Origin of the sequence: Streptomyces sulphureus DSM 40104 (assembly GCF_000381025.1) — a bacterium.
Classification (GTDB): Bacteria; Actinomycetota; Actinomycetes; order Streptomycetales; family Streptomycetaceae; genus Streptomyces; species Streptomyces sulphureus.
Genome location: NZ_KB905826.1, coordinates 14,911 through 38,068, shown reverse-complemented (window position 1 = coordinate 38,068; position 23,158 = coordinate 14,911). Strand labels below are relative to the sequence as shown.

Annotated in this window: 20 protein-coding genes, 1 tRNA gene and 2 pseudogenes; 9 read left to right on the top strand and 14 right to left on the bottom strand. The window is 71.7% G+C overall.

All coding sequences use genetic code 11. The annotated features are described in order from the left end of the window. Window positions 1–99 precede the first annotated feature (99 nt). From F603_RS33110 to F603_RS35275, 4 genes and pseudogenes are all read left to right on the top strand, one after another. Window positions 100–714, top strand: a pseudogene (locus tag F603_RS33110) (replication initiator); the annotation flags it as partial. An 89-nt stretch (window positions 715–803) separates the two neighbouring features. Then, on the top strand, window positions 804–965 hold the full coding sequence (locus tag F603_RS35465) for a hypothetical protein (RefSeq protein ID WP_019549231.1): 162 nt from the start codon (window positions 804–806) through the stop codon (window positions 963–965). Next, window positions 953–2,225: pseudogene (locus F603_RS33100) on the top strand (tyrosine-type recombinase/integrase). The gene F603_RS35465 and the pseudogene F603_RS33100 overlap by 13 nt, the downstream one beginning before the upstream one ends. After that, entirely contained in the window at window positions 2,222–2,854 is a 633-nt protein-coding gene (locus F603_RS35275) for a hypothetical protein (protein WP_158678701.1), read from the top strand. Before F603_RS33100 ends, F603_RS35275 begins: the two are co-directional and overlap by 4 nt. Before the next feature lie 141 nt (window positions 2,855–2,995). Here the strand turns inward: F603_RS35275 and F603_RS0127930 are convergent. Next, window positions 2,996–3,069, bottom strand: a tRNA-Thr gene (locus F603_RS0127930). A gap of 238 nt (window positions 3,070–3,307) precedes the next feature. On the opposite strand from F603_RS0127930, the gene F603_RS0127925 reads away from it, so the two are divergent. From F603_RS0127925 to F603_RS0127915, 3 genes are all read left to right on the top strand, one after another. Further along, window positions 3,308–4,420: an ABC transporter ATP-binding protein gene (locus F603_RS0127925; RefSeq protein WP_019549228.1), complete on the top strand. Its 1,113-nt coding sequence runs from the start codon at window positions 3,308–3,310 to the stop codon at window positions 4,418–4,420. A gap of 228 nt (window positions 4,421–4,648) precedes the next feature. Continuing rightward, window positions 4,649–5,077 (top strand): hypothetical protein, encoded by a 429-nt coding sequence (locus F603_RS0127920; protein ID WP_019549227.1) that lies wholly within the window; start codon window positions 4,649–4,651, stop codon window positions 5,075–5,077. 72 nt (window positions 5,078–5,149) lie between these two features. Continuing rightward, window positions 5,150–5,863, top strand: coding sequence for a nucleotidyltransferase family protein (locus tag F603_RS0127915; RefSeq protein ID WP_026328777.1), 714 nt, complete (start codon window positions 5,150–5,152; stop codon window positions 5,861–5,863). A gap of 90 nt (window positions 5,864–5,953) precedes the next feature. On the opposite strand, the gene F603_RS0127910 is transcribed toward F603_RS0127915, so the two are convergent. From F603_RS0127910 to F603_RS0127860, 11 genes are all read right to left on the bottom strand, one after another. After that, the gene (locus F603_RS0127910; protein ID WP_078503777.1) at window positions 5,954–7,588 is read right to left on the bottom strand and encodes a DoxX family protein; all 1,635 of its coding nucleotides are present in this window, start codon (window positions 7,586–7,588) and stop codon (window positions 5,954–5,956) included. A 243-nt stretch (window positions 7,589–7,831) separates the two neighbouring features. After that, a complete protein-coding gene (gene rlmB, locus F603_RS0127905; protein ID WP_019549224.1) occupies window positions 7,832–8,782 on the bottom strand; it encodes a 23S rRNA (guanosine(2251)-2'-O)-methyltransferase RlmB in 951 nt (316 codons plus the stop codon). Between the two features lie 61 nt (window positions 8,783–8,843). Further along, a complete protein-coding gene (gene cysS, locus F603_RS0127900) occupies window positions 8,844–10,241 on the bottom strand; it encodes a cysteine--tRNA ligase (protein WP_019549223.1) in 1,398 nt (465 codons plus the stop codon). Window positions 10,242–10,336: 95 nt separating this feature from the next. Beyond that, window positions 10,337–10,741, bottom strand: coding sequence for a PPOX class F420-dependent oxidoreductase (locus F603_RS0127895; RefSeq protein WP_019549222.1), 405 nt, complete (start codon window positions 10,739–10,741; stop codon window positions 10,337–10,339). A gap of 100 nt (window positions 10,742–10,841) precedes the next feature. After that, window positions 10,842–12,152 (bottom strand): MFS transporter, encoded by a 1,311-nt coding sequence (locus F603_RS0127890; protein ID WP_019549221.1) that lies wholly within the window; start codon window positions 12,150–12,152, stop codon window positions 10,842–10,844. Continuing rightward, window positions 12,149–13,864: an ABC transporter permease subunit gene (locus tag F603_RS33095; protein WP_019549220.1), complete on the bottom strand. Its 1,716-nt coding sequence runs from the start codon at window positions 13,862–13,864 to the stop codon at window positions 12,149–12,151. Before F603_RS33095 ends, F603_RS0127890 begins: the two co-directional genes overlap by 4 nt. Window positions 13,865–13,908: 44 nt before the next feature. Then, window positions 13,909–15,447: an ABC transporter substrate-binding protein gene (locus F603_RS0127880; protein ID WP_026328775.1), complete on the bottom strand. Its 1,539-nt coding sequence runs from the start codon at window positions 15,445–15,447 to the stop codon at window positions 13,909–13,911. Between the two features lie 27 nt (window positions 15,448–15,474). Next, window positions 15,475–16,053, bottom strand: coding sequence for a GNAT family N-acetyltransferase (locus F603_RS0127875; protein WP_078503779.1), 579 nt, complete (start codon window positions 16,051–16,053; stop codon window positions 15,475–15,477). An 80-nt stretch (window positions 16,054–16,133) separates the two neighbouring features. Further along, on the bottom strand, window positions 16,134–16,664 hold the full coding sequence (ispF, locus tag F603_RS0127870) for a 2-C-methyl-D-erythritol 2,4-cyclodiphosphate synthase (protein WP_019549217.1): 531 nt from the start codon (window positions 16,662–16,664) through the stop codon (window positions 16,134–16,136). Next, window positions 16,651–17,403, bottom strand: coding sequence for a 2-C-methyl-D-erythritol 4-phosphate cytidylyltransferase (ispD, locus tag F603_RS0127865; RefSeq protein WP_019549216.1), 753 nt, complete (start codon window positions 17,401–17,403; stop codon window positions 16,651–16,653). Before ispD ends, ispF begins: the two co-directional genes overlap by 14 nt. A gap of 562 nt (window positions 17,404–17,965) precedes the next feature. Beyond that, window positions 17,966–18,448, bottom strand: a complete 483-nt coding sequence (locus F603_RS0127860; RefSeq protein ID WP_016910352.1) for a CarD family transcriptional regulator — start codon at window positions 18,446–18,448, stop codon at window positions 17,966–17,968. 690 nt (window positions 18,449–19,138) lie between these two features. Between F603_RS0127860 and F603_RS0127855 the strand changes: the two genes are divergently transcribed. Next, window positions 19,139–19,801 carry a hypothetical protein gene (locus F603_RS0127855; RefSeq protein ID WP_019549215.1) on the top strand — a complete coding sequence of 221 codons (663 nt, stop codon included), beginning with the start codon at window positions 19,139–19,141 and terminating at the stop codon, window positions 19,799–19,801. A 69-nt stretch (window positions 19,802–19,870) separates the two neighbouring features. On the opposite strand, the gene phoP is transcribed toward F603_RS0127855, so the two are convergent. Together phoP and F603_RS0127845 are read right to left on the bottom strand one after the other, a co-directional pair. Further along, window positions 19,871–20,542 carry a two-component system response regulator PhoP gene (phoP, locus tag F603_RS0127850; RefSeq protein WP_469818563.1) on the bottom strand — a complete coding sequence of 224 codons (672 nt, stop codon included), beginning with the start codon at window positions 20,540–20,542 and terminating at the stop codon, window positions 19,871–19,873. Between the two features lie 5 nt (window positions 20,543–20,547). Next, window positions 20,548–22,029 carry a sensor histidine kinase gene (locus tag F603_RS0127845; protein WP_019549214.1) on the bottom strand — a complete coding sequence of 494 codons (1,482 nt, stop codon included), beginning with the start codon at window positions 22,027–22,029 and terminating at the stop codon, window positions 20,548–20,550. Window positions 22,030–22,261: 232 nt separating this feature from the next. Between F603_RS0127845 and phoU the strand changes: the two genes are divergently transcribed. After that, window positions 22,262–22,960, top strand: a complete 699-nt coding sequence (gene phoU / locus F603_RS0127840; RefSeq protein ID WP_019549213.1) for a phosphate signaling complex protein PhoU — start codon at window positions 22,262–22,264, stop codon at window positions 22,958–22,960. Window positions 22,961–23,158 lie beyond the last annotated feature (198 nt).

The following is a 23,158-nucleotide window of genomic DNA, read 5'->3' as shown; positions in this document are numbered from 1 at the left end:
GGCTGTGCGCTGATCGCACGGCTCACATTAGCGAGGCGAAGAAACCCAGTCGTAGTCGTCGGCCACTTTAAGAATGGCGTATCGAACTGCATCCAGATACTCGACGGCCCCGACGGCGGCGACTCCCCGCCCCCGCACTTGGCCTCCGCCGAGCTGCTGACGGACGCCATCCGCGCCGCCTCCCGTACGGCCGCCGTCATCGGGCCGACCCTCGACGGCCGTACGCACACCTTCGTCTTCGGCCGCCAGCTCGACGTACGCACCATCCACGGCCCCGACCTCGACGGCGGCCAGGACCTCACCGACCGCGCGGTGGCCGCCTACATCGCCGAGTACGCCACCAAGGGCGCCGAGACCGCGACCGGCACCCTCGACCGCCGCGTTCGCTTCGTCGCCGAGCTGGCGACGATGAACCTCCCCGCACACGCCGAACGCCTCATCCGCACCGCCTGGGCCCTCGGCGCCCGCAAAGACCGCGCACACCTCCGCCTGCGGGCCTGGGCTCACATGCTCGGTTTCCAGGGCCATTTCTCCACCAAGACCCGCCGCTACTCCACCACCCTCGGCACCCTCCGCGCCGCCCGCGCCGAATGGCGCCGCCTCCAAGCAGCCATCGCACACGGAGAAGACACGCACCCCGACGACAACGAGTCGACGCTCGTCCTCGCCCACTGGACCTACTCCGGAACCGGCCTCACCGCCGCCGAAGCCTGACGCTCTACCTCCCTCGCCGCCGAAGGAGGCACCGACCGACGACGACGGCCCTCACGCCCAAGTGGCACACCACGGCCGAGGTCGCCGCCATGCTCGGCTTCGGCCTCTCCAAGACGAAGATGCCCGTGCTCACCGGAGAGATCCGCTCCGTCAAGGTCGGCCGCAACCGCCGCGTCCTCCCGGCCTGGGTCGACGAGTACGTGAACCACTGCGCCGAGACGGCCGAAGACCCCATGAGGTGGTCGGCATGAGCGGCAAGCGAGGCAACGGCGAAGGCTCCATCTACCCGTACCGCAACGGATTCGCCGCGTACGTCTGGGTCACCACCCCGACGGCAAACGCAAGCGCAAGTACGTCTACGGCAAGACGGGCCCCGACGTGCACGGCAAATAGCTCAAGGTCCACGCCGACGCCAAGAAGGGCCCGGTCGCCACCGGCACCGCACCGTCGCGGCCTTCCTCGACTACTGGCTGAGGGAGATCGTGAAGCCCAACCTGGCGCCCCTCACCTACGTCGCGTACGAGGGTGCGGCGCGCCTCTACATCAGGCCGCACCTCGGCTCGAAGCGGCTCGACAATCTCACCGCGCGGGACGTGCGCGAGTGGCTGACCACGTTGGCCGGCACCTGCCAGTGCCGCGCCCAAGGCAAGGACTCCAAACGCCGTCCCGAGCGTCAGCGGTGCTGTGCCCTCGGCCAGTGCTGCGAGAAGTACCCGAGCGGGCGTCTCGTCCAGATCGCCCGGGACACCCGCCGTGCGGCCCTGAGCCATGCGGTGGTCGAATAGGAGATCTCGCGCAACGCGGCCATGCCCGTACGGGTCCCCAAGCCCCGGCGCCGCAAGGTCAAAGCGTGGTCCGTCGGTGAGGCCAGCCGGTTCCTGGAGCACGCCGTCTCGTCCGTCGACCCGCTGTACGCCGCGTGGGTCCTGGCGCTCACTCTCGGCCTGCGGCGCGGGGAGATCCTGGGCCTCACGTGGGATTCCGTCGACTTCGACACCGGAGAGCTGTACATCGACCACCAGCTACAGCGTGCGGGCGGTGGGGTCCTGCACCGCGAGAGGAAGACGGAGGACTCGGAGGACTTCCTCCCCCTCCCCGACCTCTGCCTGACCGCGCTCCGGCAGCGCCGCCAGCAGCAGACGACGGACCGGGAAGGGGCTGGTGAGCTGTGGCAGGACGTGCACGGGCTGATCTTCACCACCCGCTACGGGACGCCGATCGAGCCGGACAACCTCACCCGGGCCTTCGCCGTCCGCGTCCGCCAGTCGGGCGTTCGCGCCATCCCACTCCGCAACACCCGGCACACCACCGGTTCGCTTCTGGTCGCCATGAAGGTGCACCCCAAGGTGGCGCAGCGGATCTTGCGGCACTCCAAGTTCACGATGACCTTCGACGTGTACTCAGAGGCCAGCGACGCAGAGATCCGCGACGCCCTGCAATGGCTCTCCAAGGGCTTCGGCCCACACGGCCTTGATGAGGGCACCCCGTCCGCCCAGGATGGTCCGGCATGAGTGGCTGGAGCGACTTTGCAGGCCAAACAGCCAGTTCATTACTCGGGACTCTCGTCGGCGGCTTAATCACCATAGGTGTGGCGCGTTGGCAGACCACCAGGACCGTTCGATCTCAGATAGAGCTGGCCGCTGCTCAGGAGGTTGCAGCGGCGCGGCTCGCACGGCACGAGAGAGAACGTGAACGTGCTGCGGAATCAGCCCGCCAGTTGCTCGAACGACTGGCAGACCTCTACGGCTGGCTACCGTCTCTGCCGGACGTAGGGGCAGATCAACCCGTGCTCAGCGATCACGCCCGAGAGAAGTGCATCGCAGCAATGGAATCGACCCGGCGAGGCATGCACACCGATCTCTTGATGATCGGGGACGCCGAAATCCGGGACCGGTACCGGACGCTGGTGAAGCTCGCCTATGACGCTGGCTGGCGGGGGATCGGCCGGAACAACCGCGAGCGACAGATCCGAGACGTGCGGAGCTACCTACGCTACGTACAGGCTTCCCTTGAAGCCGTCGCTGACGGAGCTCCGACCCCCGCCCCTGTCGATCCGCCCAGGTTGGACCGGAGCGGTGCCGATACATGGCGCCCTCCAGTCCTGCCGGGTCACTGGAACGACCCGGCCGACGGCAGTTAGGTCCTCCTCTCAGGGGCGGCGAACTTGAGTTGCGACCGCCGAACGGTAGTCGTCCCCGATCACCACGGTCGCTGTACTTCGCTGCTGTACGGCGCCAAAGAGCCCCGTTCCGGAAGGTCGGAACGGGGCTCTCACCTGCTGAGCCGCCTGTCGGATTCGAACCGACGGCCTTCTGTTTACAAGACAGATGCTCTAACCAACTGAGCTAAGGCGGCCGGCCGGCACGACCAGCGAGCCGGCGCCCGAGAAGTGTACCCATCGCCGTGGGGGCGGGGCACCGGCGGTCGGAGCAGGGTGGGGGCGTGCGGGGGAGTTGGGGCGGTCGGAGTGCTGACAAAAGACATACGAGCGGGATAGCGTCATCGCAGGTTTACGGGGTGGACACATCGCGTGGACCGTTCATCCCCTTTACGACGGATCGTCCGGCACGTACCTGCCGGTGAAGGAGACACCATGGCTACGGTCACCTACGACCAGGCGACCCGGGTCTACCCGGGCAGCGAGACCCCCGCCGTCGACAGGCTCGACATCGACATCGAGGACGGCGAGTTCCTCGTCCTCGTCGGGCCCTCCGGGTGCGGGAAGTCCACTTCCCTGCGGATGCTCGCGGGGCTGGAGGACGTCAACGAGGGCAGCATACGCATCGGCGAGCGGGACGTTACCCATCTGCCGCCGAAGGACCGGGACATCGCCATGGTGTTCCAGAACTACGCGCTCTATCCGCATATGACCGTCGCCGACAACATGGGCTTCGCGCTGAAGATCGCGGGTGTGCCCAAGACGGAGATCCGGCAGAAGGTCGAGGACGCGGCGAAGATCCTCGACCTCACCGAGTACCTCGGTCGGAAGCCGAAGGCCCTCTCCGGCGGTCAGCGGCAGCGCGTCGCGATGGGGCGGGCCATCGTCCGCGAGCCGCAGGTCTTCCTCATGGACGAGCCGCTCTCCAACCTCGACGCGAAGCTCCGCGTCCAGACGCGCACGCAGATCGCGGGTCTCCAGCGGAGGTTGGGGATCACCACCGTCTACGTCACCCACGACCAGGTCGAAGCGCTGACGATGGGCGACCGCGTCGCGGTGCTCAAGGACGGGCTGCTCCAGCAGGTCGACACCCCGCGTCAGATGTACGACCGTCCGGCGAACCTCTTCGTCGCCGGGTTCATCGGCTCGCCCGCGATGAACCTCGTGGAGGTGCCGATCGCCGACGGCGGGGTGAAGTTCGGGAACAGCGTGGTGCCGGTGGAGCGCGACGCGCTGAAGGCGGCGAGCGACAAGGGCGACACCACGGTGACGGTCGGCGTGCGTCCCGAGCACTTCGAGGTGGCCGGTGGCTCCGGCCTGGAGAAGGAGAGCACCGCGGGACTCGAGGTGACGGTGAACGTCGTCGAGGAACTCGGTGCCGACGGCTACGTCTACGGCACCTGCGACATCGGCGGAGAGCAGCGGGACCTCGTGGTGCGCGTCCCCGGCCGGGACGTCCCGGAGAAGGGGAGCACCCTCAACGTCGTCCCGCGGGGCGGCGAGACGCACGTCTTCTCCACCTCGACCGGTGAGCGACTGAGCGACTGAGCGACTGAGCCGAGCAGCACGCCGACCGCGGGGTGAACTCCCGCTTGTCGGCGGCGCGTTGGCCAACTGCGGCGTGCGGGGCCGTGCTTCCGGTAACGGGAGCACGGCCCCGCTGCGTCATGCCCCGCGGGGGATGCGTCAACTTCCGTACGGACAGCACCGCGAAATCCGTCGCTCGGAGGTGTGACGCATTGTCGCCAAACCGCCACCAGTAGTTACCATCACCGCGTGAACTTCGCCACAGCCCGCCGCATCGGCCGCACCCTCGCTCTCGTCCTGCCGGTCGTCCTCGTCCTCTCCGGGACGCTCGCGGTCACCCGCGTCCCGTGGGCGAACGACGCCGCCGAGTCCCAGGTACTCACCGCGTCGGCGAAGCACGCCGACGCGGACGCCAAGCCCGGGAGCGCCGAACGCGCGCCCCAGCGCGCCCTCTTGGACCGCCTCACCCGCGAACTCCACCGCAAGGACCCGGGGTCCGCGCTCACCAGCCTCCAGAAGGAGATCAGCCGCAAGCCCTCGCTGAGCGAGCACTGCACCTCCCTCGCCAAGGCGCTGGGACGCGCCGCCGTGCAGAAGTACGGGCAGCAGGGAGCGCAGTCCTTCTCCCGCCCGGTCTGCGACACCTCGTTCGCCACCGGCGTCGCCGACGTCGGCTGACGCAGCCGGAGTTCGCCGAGCCGGCACCGCGACGCGCAGCCGTCGGGGGGCGGCTGCGCATAAGCTCCCCGTATGACGACGGAGCAGCCCACCCAAGCCGTGGTCCTGGCCGGCGGCCAGGGCTCGCGGCTGCGTCCCTACACGGACGACCGCCCCAAGCCGATGGTCGAGATCCCCGGCACGGGGACGCCGATCATCGGTCACCAGTTGACGTGGCTGGCCTCGGAGGGCGTCACCGACGCGGTCGTCTCCTGCGGGCACCTCGCCGACGTCCTGGAGTCCTGGCTCGAGGCCGAGGAACTCCCCTTGCGCGTCAGCACGGTTGTGGAACCCGAGCCGCTGGGCCGGGGCGGCGGGCTGAGGTTCGCCGCCGCGTCGCTGCCGCGCCCCGAGGAGCCCTGGTACGCCGCGAACGGCGACATCTGGACGCGGTTCTCGCTCCGCGACATGGCCGCCTTCCACACGGAGCGCGGCGCCCTCGCCACACTCGCCCTCGCACGCCCCCGCATCCCCTGGGGCGCCGTCGAGACCGACGAGTTCGGCCACGTCCTCGACTTCATCGAGGCGCCCCCGTCCCCCTACCTCATCAACGCGGGCGTCTACGTCTTCTCCGACGCCTTCACGCCCCTCCTCCCCGAGCGCGGCGACCACGAACGGACGACGTTCCCCCGCCTGGCACGCGAACGCCGCCTCGCCGGGTTCCCCCTGCCCCAGGGGTCCTACTGGCGCGCGATCGACACCGCCAAGGACCTCACCGAGGCGGCGAGGGAACTCGGTCACGGCTGATCCGGGCGCCGGCGCCGTCAATCGCCGTCGTACGAAGGGCGCTTGGCAACCGAATCCGCGCCCGCCGGGCGAGACGGCGGGCGCGGGGAATCAGCGTCCCAGCAGGCCGCCCAGAGCCCCACGGCCGCCACCCGAGTCGTCGCCCTCCGGCGAACTGCCGCCGCTCTGCGGCGAGTCGGGCTCGGGCTCGCTGTGCTGCGCCCCGCCGCCGCCTGCCGAGGCGGAGGAGTCCGGGGCCGTGCCGGGGCCGGTCGTCTGACCGCCGGCCGAGGGCTGGGGCGGGGGCTGCTGCTGCGGCGGAGCCGACTGCTGCGGCACCGACTCTGACTCCTGACCCTGCTCGCGGGCCGTCTCCGGGTTTGTCGTCCGGTCCTCCTCGCGCTCCTGCTCGGCCGCCGAGTCGTCCGGCTCCTGCTGGCGTGCGCCTCCCGGGGCGCCGACCGTGCCGCCCTCCGGGCCCTGCGTCGAAGCGTCGCCGCGCTCGTCGGCGCCCGGTCGCTGCGGCAGCGGGGAGCCGGGGAGCTGGTTGGTGGGCGCCTCGCCGTCGTCGGGGACGGTGGCGACCTGGGTGGAGCGGACGGCGCCGCCGAGCATCGAGCCGGCGAGCAGCGAGAGCCCCACGACGACGGTGGCGATCACCGCCCCCCGCCGCAGCACCCGGCGCCGCAGGTCGCGCACGGGGACGCGGGGGCCGAGCCGGCGCCATGCCTCACCGCTCAGCCGCGAGTCCAGCGAGTAGACCGGCGCCCCCGCGATCACGAGAGGGCTCCACGCCGCGAGGTAGAGCAGATCGGGGGCGTCGTAGGCGGGGACGGTGCGCCAACTCACCGTCAGCAGGAGGGCGGCGGAGAGCAGCGCGCCGAGGACGGCCGCTGCACGCTGCCAGAGCCCGAGGACGGTGAGGACGCCGACGATCACCTGGAGGAAGGCGACGGTCAGCCCGGAGCCGACGGGGTGCGCGAGCGCGAAGTCCCGGAGCGGTTCGGCGACCGCCCAGGGCTCGAGGGAACGCAGCCACGTCACCATGGAGCCGCGTTCGCCGCCGTCGAAGTAGACCGGGTCGCAGAGCTTGCCCATGCCCGCGTAGAGCGAGATGAGGCCGAGGAAGATGCGGAGCGGAAGCAGGACGACGCCGAGGTTCATCCGGCGGCCTGGGTAGTACGCCTGTCGCTGGGCACGGCGCTCGTCGGCCTGCTCGTCGCCGCGGACGTCGGTGACGGTCTCCAACTGGCCCGTGTCGAAGGGGTCTTCCTCGTCGAAGGCGCCGCGCGCCTGGCGCACGCCGGTGAGCAGTGCGGACTCGGCGGAGGGGACGCTCTCGGGGCCCTCGGGCGCACCGGGGCCGCGCGGGGAGCCGATCGTCGGTGTGGGGCCCGTCCCGCGGTTGACCCGGGGCAGCACCCGTGTCTGCGGGCCGGGTACGGGCGTGAGGGCCGGTTGTGCCGCGGTCGGCGCCGCGCCTCCCGACGGTACGGCGCGGAGCAGCTCCGTCGGGAGGCCTGCGCCCGGCGCCGTCTTACCGCTCCACACGACGGGCGCGCGCCGGCGCCCGGAGTCGGCGCCGACCGCACCGCCCACCGCTTCGGGGGAGACCGTCGGAAGCGGCGCCGTGTCGGCGAATGAGGTGCTGCGGGGAGCGGACTCGCCGCCCAACTGCACCCGGAAGCTGACGTGGTTGACGATCACTTCGGCCGGGTCGGAGGCGACTCTCACTGAGCTGAGCACCGACTCGTCGTCGAGAAAGCCGCCCCGACCCCCCGACCCGCCGGCTGACGAACTGCGTGCGCGAGGAGACGCCGGACCCCCCTGCGCGGGACCCGGGGGCGTGGGGGTGCGGCGAGTTCTGGTGTCCACACTCATCTAACCGAGTGATGGACGCTTAGGACACTGCTTTGACCGCTCCGATGTGTCCGAGACCCGTCAAGGCCCTCAACTCCCGGCATACGGGCGGCAGTAGAGCCTCCGGACTCAGGCCCGGCGCCTCGACGCCTCGTAGAGAACGACGCCCGTCGCCACACCGGCGTTGAGCGACTCCGCGCCCCCCGGCATCGGAATCCGCACCGTGATGTCGCACGCCTCGCCGACAAGCCGCGAGAGCCCCTTGCCCTCGCTGCCCACCACGACCGCCACGGGCCCGTCGAGCGCGCGGAGTTCGTCGAGCCCGACCTCGCCCTCGGCCGCGAGCCCGACGACGGTGAGGCCGGCCTTCTTGTACGCCTCCAGCGCCCGCGTCAGGTTGGTCGCCTTGGCGACGGGCGTACGCGCTGCGGTCCCCGCCGAGCTCTTCCACGCGCCGGCCGTCATCCCGGCCGCCCGCCGCTGGGGCACGACGACACCGTGCCCGCCGAAGGCGGAGACCGAGCGGACGACCGCGCCGAGGTTCCGCGGATCGGTGACGCCGTCGAGGGCGACGATCAGCGGCTCCTCGCCCGCGTCGAAGGCCGCGGCCGTCAGATCGTCCGGATGCGCGTACTCGTACGGCGGGATCTGGAGGACCACGCCCTGGTGATTGAGGCCGTTGGTCATCCGGTCGAGCTCGGCGCGGGGGGCCTCGACGAGGCGGATCTCCGCGTGCTCGCCGGCGAGCTGCACGCTCTCCCGCACCCGGTCGTCGTTGTCGATGAACTGCTGGACGTAGAGCGCGTTGGCGGGCACGCCCTCGCGCAGCGCCTCGGCGACGCTGTTCCGCCCGACGACGAGCTCCGCCGTGCTGCCCGGCGCACCCTTGCGCGGCGAGCGGGACTGTTCGCGGCGCGCCTTCGCCTGCGCGGCCCGCTGCTTGGCGTGGCCCTTGCGCATCTCGGCGGGCGGGGTCGGCCCCTTGCCCTGGAGGCCGCGGCGGCGCTGGCCGCCGCTGCCGACCTGGGCGCCCTTCTTGTTCGACGTACGCCGGTTGGGGCGCTGGCTGTTACCGGCCATCAGGGCACTGTCTCCTGTCGTGGGTCTTGCTCGGTGCGGGGAGCCGCCCGGCGCGGCCGGGTCACTCGAGCTCCCAGCGCGGTCCCGAGGGGGTGTCCTCGATCAGCAGCCCGGCCTGCTTGAGGTCGTCGCGGAGGGCGTCGGCCGTCGCGTAGTCCTTGCGGGCACGGGCGGCCTGGCGCTGCTCCAGCACGAGCCGGACGAGGGAGTCGACCACCGAGTGCAGCTCCTCGCCGCGGCCCGTTTCGCCGGCGGACGCCCACTGTGCGTCGAGCGGGTCGAGACCGAGGACGCCAAGCATCGCACGGACGTCCGCGAGCGCGGCGGCGGCGGTCGCCTCGTCGCCATCGGCGAGGGCCGCGTTGCCCTGCCGGACGGTGGTGTGGAGGACGGCGAGCGCCTGCGGCACCGCGAAGTCGTCGTCCATCGCCTCGGCGAACTGCTCGGGCACCTCGGCGGCCGGCGCCGAGGTGCCGACCGTGTCCGCGGCCCGCTGGAGGAAGCCCTCGATGCGTCCGAAGGCCGCCTCGGCCTCGCGGAGCGCCTCCTCGCTGTACTCGATCGTGGAGCGGTAGTGCACCGTGCCGAGGTAGTAGCGGAGGACGATCGGACGCCAGCGCTTCACCATCTCGCTGACTAGGACGGAGTTCCCGAGCGACTTGCTCATCTTCTCGCCGCTCATCGTCACCCAGGCGTTGTGCACCCAGTAGCTCGCGAACTCGTCGCCGTAGCAGTGGGATTGGGCGAGCTCGTTCTCGTGGTGGGGGAAGACGAGGTCGATGCCGCCGCCGTGGATGTCGAAGGCGGAGCCGAGGTACTTGTGCGCCATCGCCGAGCACTCGAGGTGCCAGCCCGGGCGCCCGGGCCCCCAGGGCGTCTCCCAGCTCGGCTCGCCCGGCTTCGCCGCCTTCCAGAGCGCGAAGTCGCGCGGGTCGCGCTTGCCCGTCTCGCCCTCGCCCTCGGGCTGGAGGAGGTTGTCGAGGTCCTGGTTGGAGAGGGAGAGGTACTGCGGGTAGGAGCGGACGTCGAAGTAGACGTTGCCGTCCGCGGGGTAGGCGTGGCCCTCGTCGATCAGGCGCTGCATCATCGTGATCATCTCGGGGATGTGCCCGGTCGCGCGCGGCTCGTAGGTCGGCGGGAGGCAGCCGAGGGCCTCGTAAGCCTCGCTGAACGCGCGCTCGTTGGCGTAGCCGATCTCCCACCATGGGCGGCCCTGGGCGGCCGCCTTGACGATGATCTTGTCGTCGATGTCGGTGACGTTGCGGATGAACGTCACGTCGTAGCCGCGGTGGGCGAACCACCGGCGCATGATGTCGAAGTCGAGGCCGGAGCGGACGTGGCCGATGTGCGGCGGTGCCTGGACGGTGGCGCCGCAGAGGTAGATCGAGACACAACCCGGCACGAGGGGGTTGAAGTCACGGATCTGCCGGGCGCTGGTGTCGTACAGGCGAAGAGTCACGCATCAAGGGTAGCGGCCTGCCGAAGGGGCGTGCCGGGGTCGGGGTACGGGGCGGGCGACCGCCGCGGGGCGAGCCTCGGCGGCCCCCGCGTACGTCACATCCGGCCGACGACCTTGCGCGGAGTGATGCGCACCACCAGGCGCTCGGCCTCGCCGGCAGAGGAGGGGTTGAACTCCGCGTACGGCCTGCCGACGTACTTCTGCGCGAGCTCGTCGATGAGCTGCTGCCCGCCCTCGGTGGTGAGGGTCGCCTTGCCGCGGATCTCCGCGTAGAGGTAGGGGTCCTCGGCGGGCTGCACGACGACGCTCACCCTCGGATCGCGCTGGAGGTTGAGGGCCTTGCGGCGGTCAGCGGTGGTGGAGACGAGCAGGTCGTCTCCGTCGCGCTGGACCCACACCGGCGAGAGCTGCGGGCTTCCGTCGGGCTGCACGGTGGCGACGACGACGAAGACCTTGCCGTCGAGTGTCTTCTTCAGGGCGTCGGAGAGCTGAGCGGTCACGGTTGCGCCTTCCTGCTGCGGTCGGGGCGGGCTGCGACCACCGTACGGAGCGCCCGCACGTGAACCAACCGCCGCCGCGCCGACGCGAGTTCCGGTTACGTCAGCGCCGCACGCGGACCGCTGCGCCCGCCGCAGCGCCGAGGAGCGGCAGCACGGCGAGTACGGCCCAGGCCGCCCCGTACGGCAGCGGTCCGCCGAGCAGCGCACCCGTGGCCGAGCTGCCCGCGAGGACGAGCAGCCCCGAGACCGACGAGAGCACGCCCATCCCCAACCCGAGACGGTGCTCGGGCACCAGCTCCGTGACGAGCGAACGCGCGGCCGGCACCACGAGCATCTGCCCGAGCGTGAGCAGCATGACGTACGCGGCCGCGGGCAGCAGCCCGGGCGCACCCGTCAGCCCGAGCGGCGCCGCGGCGGCCACGCACCCGAACCCGCAGGCCACGAGGCCGAGCCCGGCGAGCAGCGCGGTGCGCTGGCCCAGGCGCGCGCCCGCGGCCCTGGTGACGGGGAGTTGGGCGGTGACGACGAGCAGCGAGGAGAGCGCGAAGAGCCAGCCGAGCGCGGACTGGCTCCCTGTGGCCCGCACGACCTCCTGGGGCAGCGCCAGATAGAACTGGTTGTAGCCGAGCAGGTAGCTGCCGTAAGCGAGGCAGAGGAGCAGGAACCTGCCGTTGCCCAGCAACTCCTGCCATGCGCCCGCCGGTTCCCCGCCGCGCGGAGGACGTACGGGCCTGCCGCCCGGGAGCAGCCGCCAGTGCCCCGCGAGGACGGCGACGAAGACGGCGACGCCGGCCCAGCAGGCGGTCCGGAAGTCCGCAAGGAGCAGCAGCGAGCCGAGCAGCGGGCCGAGGAAGGCGCCGGCCTGCCCCGCGGCGGAGAAGACGGCGAGCGTCCCGGCGCGCGGTCGCCCCGTCGCCTCCTCGTGGCGCACGGCCTGGCGCGCCGTCTCCGACTCGACGGCCGGCGAGAAGAGCGCGGCCGCAAAGCCGACCACGACGACGGCACCGACGACCCCCGCCGTCGACCCCGCGTACCCCAGCCACACGAAACCGGCGATCCGCAGCACGCACCCGGCGAGGACGACGGGCCGCGGCCCGAACCTGTCGGTGAGCGCGCCCCCGACCACGAAGAGCCCCTGCTGGCTGAAGGTGCGCAGCCCCAGCACGAGTCCGACGAGCCAGCCGGCCATGCCGAGCCCGCCGTCCCCGAGGTGCGCGGCGAGGTAGGGGAGGACGGCGTAGAAGCCGACGTTGAAGGCGAGTTGGGTCCCGGCGAGGAGTTTGAGCAGCGGCGGCAGCTCGTGCATCTGGCGGAGCGAGCGGCCGCGGTTCCGCAGCCCGTCGACCGGGGTGGCGGCCGTCTTCTGCCGCTCGTGCGAGCGCCGCGTTCCGCCCTCGTCCGGAGTGTTCATGCGGACGCCTCCCGCCGTACGCGCTCGCCCGTGCCCAACGCGCCCAGGAGCACGGCGAGTACGCCCACGGCAACGAGCCCTCCCGCCGGCGCGAGCACCGCCCAGGGGGCGCGTTCGGCGTACGGCAGGTTCTCGGAGAGCATCCGGCCCCACTCGGGCGCGGGCGGCTCGGCGCCGAGGCCGAGGAAGCCCAGGGAGGCGAGCGCGAGAGCGAGCGCTGGGATGCGCAGCAGCGCGTTGCGTGCGACCGGTGGGAGGACGCCGGGGAGCACGTGACGGCGCAGGATGTGCCCCCGGCTCGCGCCGAGCGCGACGGCACTCTCCAGATGCGCGGCGGCGCGCTCCTCCTCGTGGAGCGCCGCCGTGTGCGCCGCGAGCGGCGCCCAGCTCACCAGCGCGACGGCGGCCGCCGCGCCCCACGCGCCGGGCCCGAAGACACCGGCGACCACGAGCCCGGCGAGCACCGGCGGCAGCGCGTTGACCACCTCGCGCAGCCCCTCCGTCCACCGCCCCGCGAGCCCCACGAGCACCCCGGCGACGAGCACCACGCCGGCGACCCCCACCGCGGTGAGGCAGGTGCGTGCGGCACCGTGCCCCAGCCGAGCGAGGACGTCACGGCCGAGCGAGTCGGTGCCGAGCGGATGCGCGGCGTCGGGAGCCACGAGCCGTGCAGCCGTGTCCACTTGGAGCGGATCGCGCAGCAACCCCGCGACGATCAACGCGAGCAGCAGCGCCCCCAGGCACACGGCGCCGAGGACCCGTGCGCCGCCGACGGCCGCCCGCGGGCGCCGCAGCCCGGGAAGCGCACCCGCCTCGAGCGCGGGTCCGAGCAGCGCGCGCCGGCCCGCGCCGACCGCGGCGCCCGCCCCGAACCCGACGAGCAGCAGCAGAAGCACGCACGCCTGGAGCACGGGAAGGTCCTGCGCCAGCGCCGCCTCCCGTGCCAGACCGCCAAGGCCCGGCACGGCGAAGAGCGTCTCGACGGCGACGGCACCGCCCGTCAGCCCGACGGCGACGAACCCGAACTGCGGCAGCAGCGGCGGCAGTACGCGCCGGAGCGCATGCCGCGCGATCCGCGCGGGCGGCAGCCCGGCGGCCGCGTTGGCACGCGCCCACGGCTCGGCGAAGGCGGCGGGGAGCGCGTCGTCGAGGAGGCGTCCGAGGACCGCGCCGGCGGGCACCCCCATGGCGAGCGCCGGCAGCACCGCCTCGTGCGCCCCGCCCCACCCCAGGGCGGGGAACCACCCCAACTGCACGGCGAAGACGGTCGCGAGCACCGACGCCAGGAGGAACTCGGGGAGCGCGGCGAGCACCGCGCCACCCGCACCCGCCCGCGCGCTGCGCGGTGTGCGTCCGAGCGCCCCCTGCCGCAGGGTCCGGACGCCGAGCAGCGCGGCGAGCACGACCGCGACAAGCAGCGCGGCCCCCATCAACGTCAACGAGACACCCAGCGCAGCGAAGGCATCGGAACCGACCGGCTGCCCAGAGACCCAGGAGCTTCCCAGGTCGCCGCGGAGGAGACCGCCCAGCCACCGTCCGAGGACGGCGAGCGGCCCGTCGTCGAGCCCGGTCTCGGCGCGGACCGCGGCGAGGGCCTCGGGGGTCGGTTCACGCTCGACGTACCGCGCGTGCAGGATCGCGCGCGCCGGGTCGGTCCTGGCGAGCCACGGCAACAGGCCGACGACGGCGAGGACTACAACGCCGGCGAGCACCCGACCACCCCAGCGCGCGGCCGCGCTCCACCGCACACCCACCGTCAGCGGCGGCGGGTCTCGGCCGTGACGAGGGCGCGCTCCGTCGGATCGAGCGCGACGCCCCGCACGTCCTCGGCGACACCCTGGACGAACCGCTCGTGGACGAGCGGCACAAAGGCGTCGGTACCGAGCACCCGCGCCTCGGCCCGCATCGTGCTGCGGTGCCGCTCCTCCTCGTCGGCGGTGCCGGCGGCCTCGGAGATCGCCGCGTCGACCTTCGAGTCGCAGAGCTGCGCGATGTTGAAGGAGCCCTTGCAGGTGAAGTCGGACTGGAGGTAGGAGACCGGATCGCCCGTGTCCAGCAGGGTGTTGCGCGGCAGGATGAAGGCGTCGAAGCCGCCGGCGAGCGCGTCGGACTCGACCTGCGCGTAGTCGCGCACCACCTGCTTGACCGTGAACCCGGCGCGCTTCAACTGCTGTTGGACGGCGGAGGCGATCTCGGGCAGCTCCGCCCGGTTGGTGTACGTGGCGAGGGTGATCGTCTTGGAGTTGCGCACCTCGGCGGCGTCCGCGGGCTGCGCACGTCCCTCCGGCGCGTCGCGCAGCTTGTCCGCCCAGCGCACGCCGGGGCCCAACAGCCCGACGCCCGGGTCGGCGTGGCCCTCGTAGATGTCTTTGGCCAGGTCGCCGCCGTCGACGGCCTCGCGCACCGCGGCACGCATCGCGGGATCGGCGAGGGCACCCTTCTCGGTGTTGAGGTAGATGCCGTTGGTACGGGCCGTCGGCACCTCGCGGGCCTGCTTCCGACTGAGCGAGGAGACCTGCGAGACGGGAACGGCCTCGGCTATGTCCGTCTCGCCGGACCGCAGTGCATTGGCCCGCGCCGTCCCCGCGGCGACGAACTCCACGTCCACACCGGGGGACTTGGCGCGCCCGTCCCAGTACTCGTCGTTCCGCTCCAAAGTCGCGGCGGCGGTGCCCTGGAGTTCGGTGAGCGTGAACGGTCCCGTGGCATGGCCGACGGGATCGACCTTGCCCTTCTTGCCGTACGCGGCGCCCGAGAAGACCGCGAGCGACGGGTTGGCGAGCCGCTGCGGCAGCAGCGCGTCGGGGCGGCTGCTGGTGATCCGCACCGTCCGCTCGTCCGCCGCGCTCGCCTGCCACTCCCCCGCGTCGCTGAGCACACGCGGCTGCGGCTTCGCCTGCTGTGCGTGCTCGAGGGTGCGTACGACGTCCTCGGCGCGAAGCTCGCCGCCGTCCTGGAAGCTCGCCTTCCGCAGGGTGAACGTCCACGTCTCGGCCGAGTCGGAGGAGCGCCACGAGGTGGCGAGGGCCGGCTTGGCGGCGCCGTTCTCGTCGAGGCGGGTGAGGCCCTCGGTCACGGAGAGCCTGCTGAGGAGCACCGCGTCGTCCCCGTAGGGGCTCATCGCCTGCGTCGGCGGGAACGCCATGGTCACTCGGAGCCGATCGGCGTCGTCGCCCTGCGAACCACCGCATGCGGCGAGCGCCGCTGGGGCGAGGAGAGCTGCGGTCGCCGCAAGAGCGACGGAGCGAAGGCGGCGCGGCACGCGCGGCCTTGGACCGGAAGGTATCGAGGACATGACGGAGACCCTAACTGAAAACAATTCTCAACTAGCAGCCACCGGCCGGCCGCTCCCCGCGGCGCCGACCTGCACCAACGCCGGTACGGGCAGCGCGAAATGAACGATCCCCTGACCGCCTCCCGACAACTCCCGCTCGTCGCAGACCTCTTCGGCGAGCGACCGCCAAAAGGGCTCCGCGCCCGTCACCGCGGGATCGGTGTGGAGGTAGATCGTCTCGTACCCGCCCGCCTCGGCGACGAACTCGCTGAGCGCACGGACCATCGCACGCGCGATGCCCTGCCGCCGGCACTCCGGGCGCACATAGATCCGGCAGAGCTGCGCCGTGCTCCCCGACGGGAACCTGCGCGCCACCCACTCGGGATTCGGCGGAGCCTGCGGCCCCTGGTCCCGCACCGCTCCCGTGGCGACGATCGCGCCCGAGGCCGACTCGGCGACGAGCAGCGTCCGCCGCTCGGGCGCGAGGTAGACGCCCTCGAGGTCGATGATGTCCCGGTGCCAGCGCGGCACGTACCCCGACCGCAGATCGCGGTAGACGGTGTCGAGCATGACGCTGCGGGCGGCGTCTACATCGGCGGGGGCGGCAGTGCGCAGTACGAAGGACACCCCCAAAGGCTAACTGCAACCGATGTGCAGCAGACAACCACGTGCCGAAGAGGTGCCCTGGCACACACGCCCAGGTCGCACTAGCCCGAGACGATGGGCACCACCAAAGCCGTTGCGAGCGCGGCGAGGCCCTCGCCCCGCCCGGTCAGCCCCAGCCCGTCGCTCGTCGTCCCCGAAACGGAGACCGGCGCACCGGCCGCCTCCGAGAGCACCCGCTGCGCCTCCGCACGCCGCTTACCCACCTTCGGACGCACCCCGACGACCTGGACGGCGATGTTGCCGATCTCGTACCCCCGCGCCCGCACGAGCCGCGCGGCCTCCGCGAGCAGCTCCGCCCCCGCGGCGCCCGCCCACTCCGGACGCGAGGTGCCGAAGTGCGCACCAAGATCGCCGAGCCCGGCCGCGGAGAAGAGCGCGTCGCAGGCGGCGTGCGCGGCAACGTCGCCGTCCGAGTGCCCCGCGAGCCCGTGGCTCTCGCCCTCCCACAGCAGCCCGGCGCACCACAGCGGCCGGCCCTCCTCGAAGGCGTGGACGTCAGTGCCGATCCCGGTGAGCGGCAGCGCGGGACCCGCCGCCGAGTGCGTCGGTCCCGTGGGGTCAGTAGGAGTCACGTGCCATCCTCCGTGCCAGTACCGCGTCGGCGAGGACGAGGTCGAGCGGCCTCGTCACTTTGAACGCCTCCTCGTGCCCCGGCACGACGACCACCTCGACGCCGGTGCGCTCCACCATCCCCGCGTCGTCCGTCGCACCTTCGCCTTCGCGGGCCACCCGGTTGTGGGCGTCGACGAGCACCTCGCGGGCGAAGCCCTGCGGGGTCTGCACAGCACGCAGCCGCGCCCGCTCGGGCGTCCCCGTGACCGGTTCGGGCCCGCCGTCGCCACGGGGCTCGACCTCCTTGACGGTGTCGGTGAGCCGCAGCGCCGGCACGACGGCGGCAGCGCCGCCGCGGACCGCCTCGGCGACCGAGTCCACCGTCTCGGCCGGCACCAGCGGCCGGGCCGCGTCGTGCACCAGGACGGTGTCGACGTCGTCGGGGAGCGCGTCGAGCCCGAGACGGACCGAGTCCTGCCGGGTCTCGCCACCCCCGACCACGAAGACGTCGGAGAGGCTGTGCGCATCGAGAAGATGACGGACCTCTGTCGTACCGTCGGGCGGCGCGACGACGAGGACGAGCGAGACGGCCCTCGCCCGCGCAACGGCCCGAACGGCGTGGACGAGCATGGGCGTTCCGCTCAGCGGGCGCAGCGCCTTGGGTGCGCCGGGACCGAGTCGGACACCGCGTCCGGCGGCCGGGATCACGGCGGCGGTGCGGCGCCCCTCGGGAACGGTCTGGGCAGGTTCCGTGGACATCGGTTGAGCCTTCAGGTTTGTTTACTCAGCGGGGATGGGTATGGCCTCAGCGTGCCGGGCGCGAAGCCCCGATCGGCCCCCTTCCGTGATCGCCGGTCGAGACAGTGCCCGGGCCCGGCACGCTTTCACCGATCGAGTCGATCGATCGAAGGGGCGGGTGCTCTTCTCAGCGGCCTGTCCGAGGCGTCCTCGCCTCCAGAGCGCTTCCCTCGGTGCGTAGCCAACTCCCCAACGCGACGGGACAGTTGCGACGCGTAGTCGTGAGTGGGCGCAGACCGACAGATCGAGCAGGCGGAGGCATGCCCTCCAAGCCCGCGCACGGACGAGCGCCGTGGTATCGACTGCCGCCGGACACGGCGAACACTCCCGCCGCTCAGGCCGACCCCAACCGCCTTGCGGAGCACCAGGCTTGGACCACGGGACGGCGAAGCAGCGGGGACACGAGACCCCGGGGCGTTCCGATCGGTACACCGGATACCCCGGGGCTATACCTCGCGGGTCGACTCGCGCACGATCTCCGCGGGTCGTCCGCCGCCTCACGTCGACGGAGCGGGGCGGCTGGTCAGGAAGCGAGCACCTCGTCGAGGAGCGCTTCGGCCTTGTCCTCGTTGGTGTTCTCCGCCAGCGCGAGCTCGCTGACGAGGATCTGTCGGGCCTTTGCGAGCATGCGCTTCTCACCTGCGGAGAGCCCGCGCTCGCGCTCACGGCGCCACAGGTCGCGGACGACCTCGGCAACCTTGATCACATCGCCGGAGGCGAGCTTCTCGAGGTTCGCCTTGTACCGCCTCGACCAGTTGGTGGGCTCTTCTGCGTACGGAGCTCTCAGCACCTCGAAGACCTTGTCCAGGCCATCGGTGCCGACCACGTCCCGCACGCCGACGAACTCGGCATTGTCCGCGGGCACACGCACCGTCAGGTCACCCTGCGCTACCTTCAGAACCAAGTAGGTCTTGTCCACGCCTTTGATCTGGCGAGTTTCGATGGCCTCGATCAGCGCGGCCCCGTGATGGGGATAGACCACGGTGTCGCCAACCTTGAACGTCATGTGTCAGGTACCCCTTCCGTGGCTATCTAGAGTAACACGACGACGGTGCGTTCTGAATGGCGTTTTCGCAGGTCAGGGCATATCTCGGGGCTTGACAACGGGGCCACTGACGTGCTGCGGGAGTCGCCCCTGGCGGGGTATTCGCAGGTCGGAAGGGTCGCGGAAGCGGAACGAAACCTGGGCGTCACGTGTGATGAAGACCGCGAAGCCGCAACTTTCTGTCCGTTTTGCCCGCCTGCTGGTTGGCGTCCTTCCGGTCCGTGTCGACGCTTTTCCAGGAATTGATCAGAGACTGTCCGGGACTCTGCAAGACACTCGCGAGAGCAAGGTGATCAATTATTCGTGCGGGCTTTCTTTACGGAGAATCGCCCATACGGATGTCTGCCCGCGGCCCGCCCTCCCGACAGTTCACAGCTGCACAGACGTGCCCATGTGCGGACCCCGCCTCCGAGCAGGAAAGAGACCCGCCGGCGGCCCACGCGCCCTGCACCGCCCGCGGGCCGGAGGGTCGGCTGCGGAGCCTTCCGCACGGGTCGGTAATCTTCGGGCAGCAGCACGCTCTCGCCCGGCCCCGGGGCGCTGCGTTGCCGGCACACGGGGTGGGAGCGGAGTCTCAACCGTCCGCGGACGACGCGTCACCCACGAGGGGACCGCTCGACCGCCCGAGCTCGCCAAGGAGTTGCCGCCGCCGTGAGCAGCAGCCTTCGACGCGGCACCCTCGCCGCAAGCGCCCTCGCGCTCTCCGTCTCCGTACTGACCGCCTGTGGCGCGGGGAACGACGCGCAGACGCTTCAGGTCAACCCGGACAACCCGGCCGCGACCGAGGGCCCCGTCAGGATTCAGAACGTCCATGTCGTGACGGGCGGCGAGGGGTCGGACCAGGCCGTCGTGAACGCCCGCATCTTCAACGGGAGCAAGAGCGACCAGACCCTCGAGGGCATCTCGATGCCGGGCTCGGGCAGCAGCATCCAGCTCGAGCCGGGGAAGGGCGGCAAGCTCGTCGTGCCGTCGGGCGGGTCGCTCGCCATCGGTGGCGAGGACAACGCCTCGGCGCTGATCGACGACGCTCCGGGCGCCGGTATCCGTAACGGCGACAACCAGACGCTCTCCTTCGAGCTCAGCTCCACCGGAGCGGTGAAGGTGGATGCCAGCGTCGTGCCGGCGAAGCACCAGTACGCGACGTCCGGTCCGAGCACCTCGCCGTCGCAACAGCCGAGCGGCTCAGCCTCGCCCGGCACGCAGGGCAACGGTGCGGGAGAGGCGGGGCAGCAGGACGAGGGAGCCGCGACCGGGGAGGAAACCGGTTCAGGTGCCGGTCAGCAGCAGAACGAGGGTGCGCAGCACGGCGGTTGAGCCTCCGCTGCTCGCCGGGCGTCGGGCCCGCATCTGTTCGGCGGGCCCGACGCGTGGGAACCGGGTCGGTCAGGGCTCGAACTTGTAGCCGAGGCCGCGGACCGTCACCAGGTGCCGCGGGGCGCCCGGGTCCGGCTCGATCTTGGCGCGGAGGCGTTTGACGTGGACGTCGAGCGTCTTGGTGTCGCCGACGTAGTCCGCGCCCCAGACCCGGTCGATGAGCTGCATGCGTGTGAGGACACGGCCTGCGTTGCGGAGGAGCATCTCCAGGAGGTCGAACTCCTTGAGCGGCAGGTCGACCTTTCCGCCCGAGACGGTGACGACGTGCCGCTCGACATCCATGCGGACGGGCCCCGCCTCCAGCGCGCTGGGCAGCGCCTCCTCCGGCTCGCCCCGGCGACGGAGCACCGCACGGACGCGGGCGACCAGCTCCCGCGAGGAGAACGGTTTCGTGACGTAGTCGTCGGCTCCTATCTCCAGGCCGACGACCTTGTCGATCTCGCTGTCCTTCGCCGTCACCATGATGACCGGCACCTGGGAGCGGCCCCGTAGCTGACGGCAGACCTCGGTGCCGGGGAGGCCGGGGAGCATGAGGTCGAGCAGGACGAGGTCGGCGCCGTTGCGTTCGAACTCGTCGAGCCCTTCGGGGCCGGTGGCCGCGACGGCCACCTCGAATCCCTCCTTGCGGAGCATGTAGGACAGTGCGTCGCTGAACGATTCCTCGTCCTCGACGACAAGCACTCGGGTCACGGGAGGACCTCCGGGGCAGAGACTTTTTCGTCTGCGTGCAGGTGGTTGGACGCGCGCTCCGGGTGCGACGCGCCGGCGGGACGGGGCGTTCGGCCCGTACCCGATGAGAGGCCCGTCGCGCGTGGTCCGTGTCGGGGCGCATCGGGCGGCGGGCGATGGTTCGTTGTGCTGTGGGCAGCGGGGCGGTCCTCCGGCGGCTCCTCGGCGTCGGGTCGTTCCTCGGCGTCGGGCTCTTCCTCGTCCGCGTACTCGTCGGCCGCGGAGGGGGCGCGGAGCTCGCCCGCGAGGCCGGTGCTGCCGAGGCGCTCGACCTCGGCTCGCTCGCGTTCCCTTGCGCGCCCCGCTTCGGGGAGGCGGAGGGTGAAGGTGGACCCCTCGCCCTCGACGCTCCAGACGGTCACCTCGCCGCCGTGCGAGGCCGCGACGTGCTTGACGATGGCGAGGCCGAGGCCCGTACCCCCGGTGGCACGGGAGCGCGCGGGGTCGACGCGGTAGAACCGTTCGAAGATGCGGTCCCTGTCCTTTTCGGAGATGCCGATGCCCTGGTCGGTGACGGCGAGCTCGATCATCTCGCCGCCGGGCGCCGCGATCCTGCGGCCGGCGATCCCGACCCGCGTACGGGCCGGGCTGTAGTTGACGGCGTTCTCGACGAGGTTGCCCAATGCCGTGGCGAGTTGGCTGCGGTTGCCCCAGACGTACAGCTTTTCCGCCCCTCCGGCGGCGAGGGTGATCTGCTTGCTCGCGGCGCTCTGGCGGCAGCGCTCGATCGCCTCCTCGACGAGCACGTCGACGCGGACCGGCTCGGAATCCTCCAGCGGGTCGTCGTTCTGGACGCGGGAGAGGTCGATCAGCTCCTGCACGAGATTGGTGAGACGGGTCGACTCCGACTGCATCCGGCCGGCGAACCGCTCGACCGCCTCCGGGTCGTCGGCGGCGTCGAGCACCGCCTCGGAGAGGAGGGAGAGGGCGCCCACCGGGGTCTTGAGCTCGTGGCTGACGTTGGCGACGAAGTCGCGGCGGACGGCCTCGATCCGACGGGCGTCGGTGAGGTCCTCGACGAGGAGGAGGACCAGGCGTGAGCCGAGCGGTGCGACGCGGGCCGAGACGGCGAGCGACTCGCCTCTGCCTCGACGGGGGAGGTCGAGTTCGACCTGGCGTATCTCGCCGTCCCTGCGGGTGTCACGCGCCATCCCGAGCATCGGCTCGACGGCGAGCTTGCCGCCCCTGACGAGGCCGAGGGCATAGGCGGCCGAACTGGCTTTGACGACCGAATCGCTCTCGTCGAGGACGACAGCGGACGAGCGCAGGACGGACAGGACGGTGTCCACGCCGGGCGGGAGCACCGCGCCTGTCTGCAGCGAGGTGCGGGTGGGCCTGTTCTGCTCCCGCTCGCTCCAGCGGAAGGCGAGCACGGCTATCGCGCCGGTGCAGACACCCGCGATCGCCGCGGCCGCGGCGACCGCCGCATTCACGTCCATGTCTCCAGGTTAGGCGCCGTCGACGGGGTGCCCCATCCGCCTGTGGACAACCTCGGAGAGACGTAGCCCAGAGTTCACCTTCGCGTCGGGGCCGGTTCACCGGCGGGGGCTGCTCTGGTCTCGTTGGGGGACCAACGTGGGAGCGTAGGCCCTTTGAACCCGGCTCTCTGCGGCACCGGGTCGCACGCGGGTGCTCACCGAGGGAAGCCCACGGAAGGCGAGGAAGAAGGCAATGCGGGACGCGTACCACGAGGAGCTGGACTCGATCGGCGACGGCCTCGTCGACATGGCACGACTCGTCGGCTCCGCCATGGGGCGTGCCACCACGGCGATGCTCGACAGCGACCTGAATCTCGCGGAGAGCGTGATCGCCGCCGACGAGAAGGTCGACGATCTCCAGCGGGACCTGGAGTCGCGCGCGATACAGCTACTTGCGCGCCAACAGCCCGTCGCTACGGACCTCCGGATCGTGGTGACCTCACTGCGGATGAGTGCCGACCTGGAGCGGGCCGGCGACCTCGCGGAGCACGTCGCCAAGGTGACGCGGCTGCGCTTCCCCGAGTCCCCCGTCCCCGTCGATCTTCAGGCGACGCTGTTGGAGATGGGGCAGCTCGCACAGCGGCTGATGGCGAAGGCCGCGGAGGTGATCGTCACCAAGGACATCGACCAGGCGCTGCAGCTCGAGCAGGACGACGACGCCATGGACCTGCTCCACCGGACGCTCTTCCAGCACCTCATGGACGACCGCTGGAAGCACGGCATCGAGACGGCCGTGGACGTCACACTCCTCGGGCGCTACTACGAGCGGTTCGCCGACCACGCCGTTTCCGTGGCGAGGCGGGTCGTCTACCTCGTGACGGGCGAGCACGCCGACGAGTTGGACGCCGCGGGAGCGCACGGGGACGGGACCGCGCCGGTCGAAGGCGCGTGAGAGCTCCGCTCACGGACGCCCGCACGAACCGACGGCGCGCGGATTCCGTGGAACGCGCTGCATACGGGACCGAGTTGAGGGGCCGAGTGGGGCCGGAGGGCGGTTGCGGGAGCGTGCTCCTGCGCGCCCCTTGATGCGCCCGCGGGGGTGGGGCGTCGAATGGAGTAGGTCTGCGCGGTACGGCGCTCGCCATCGTGT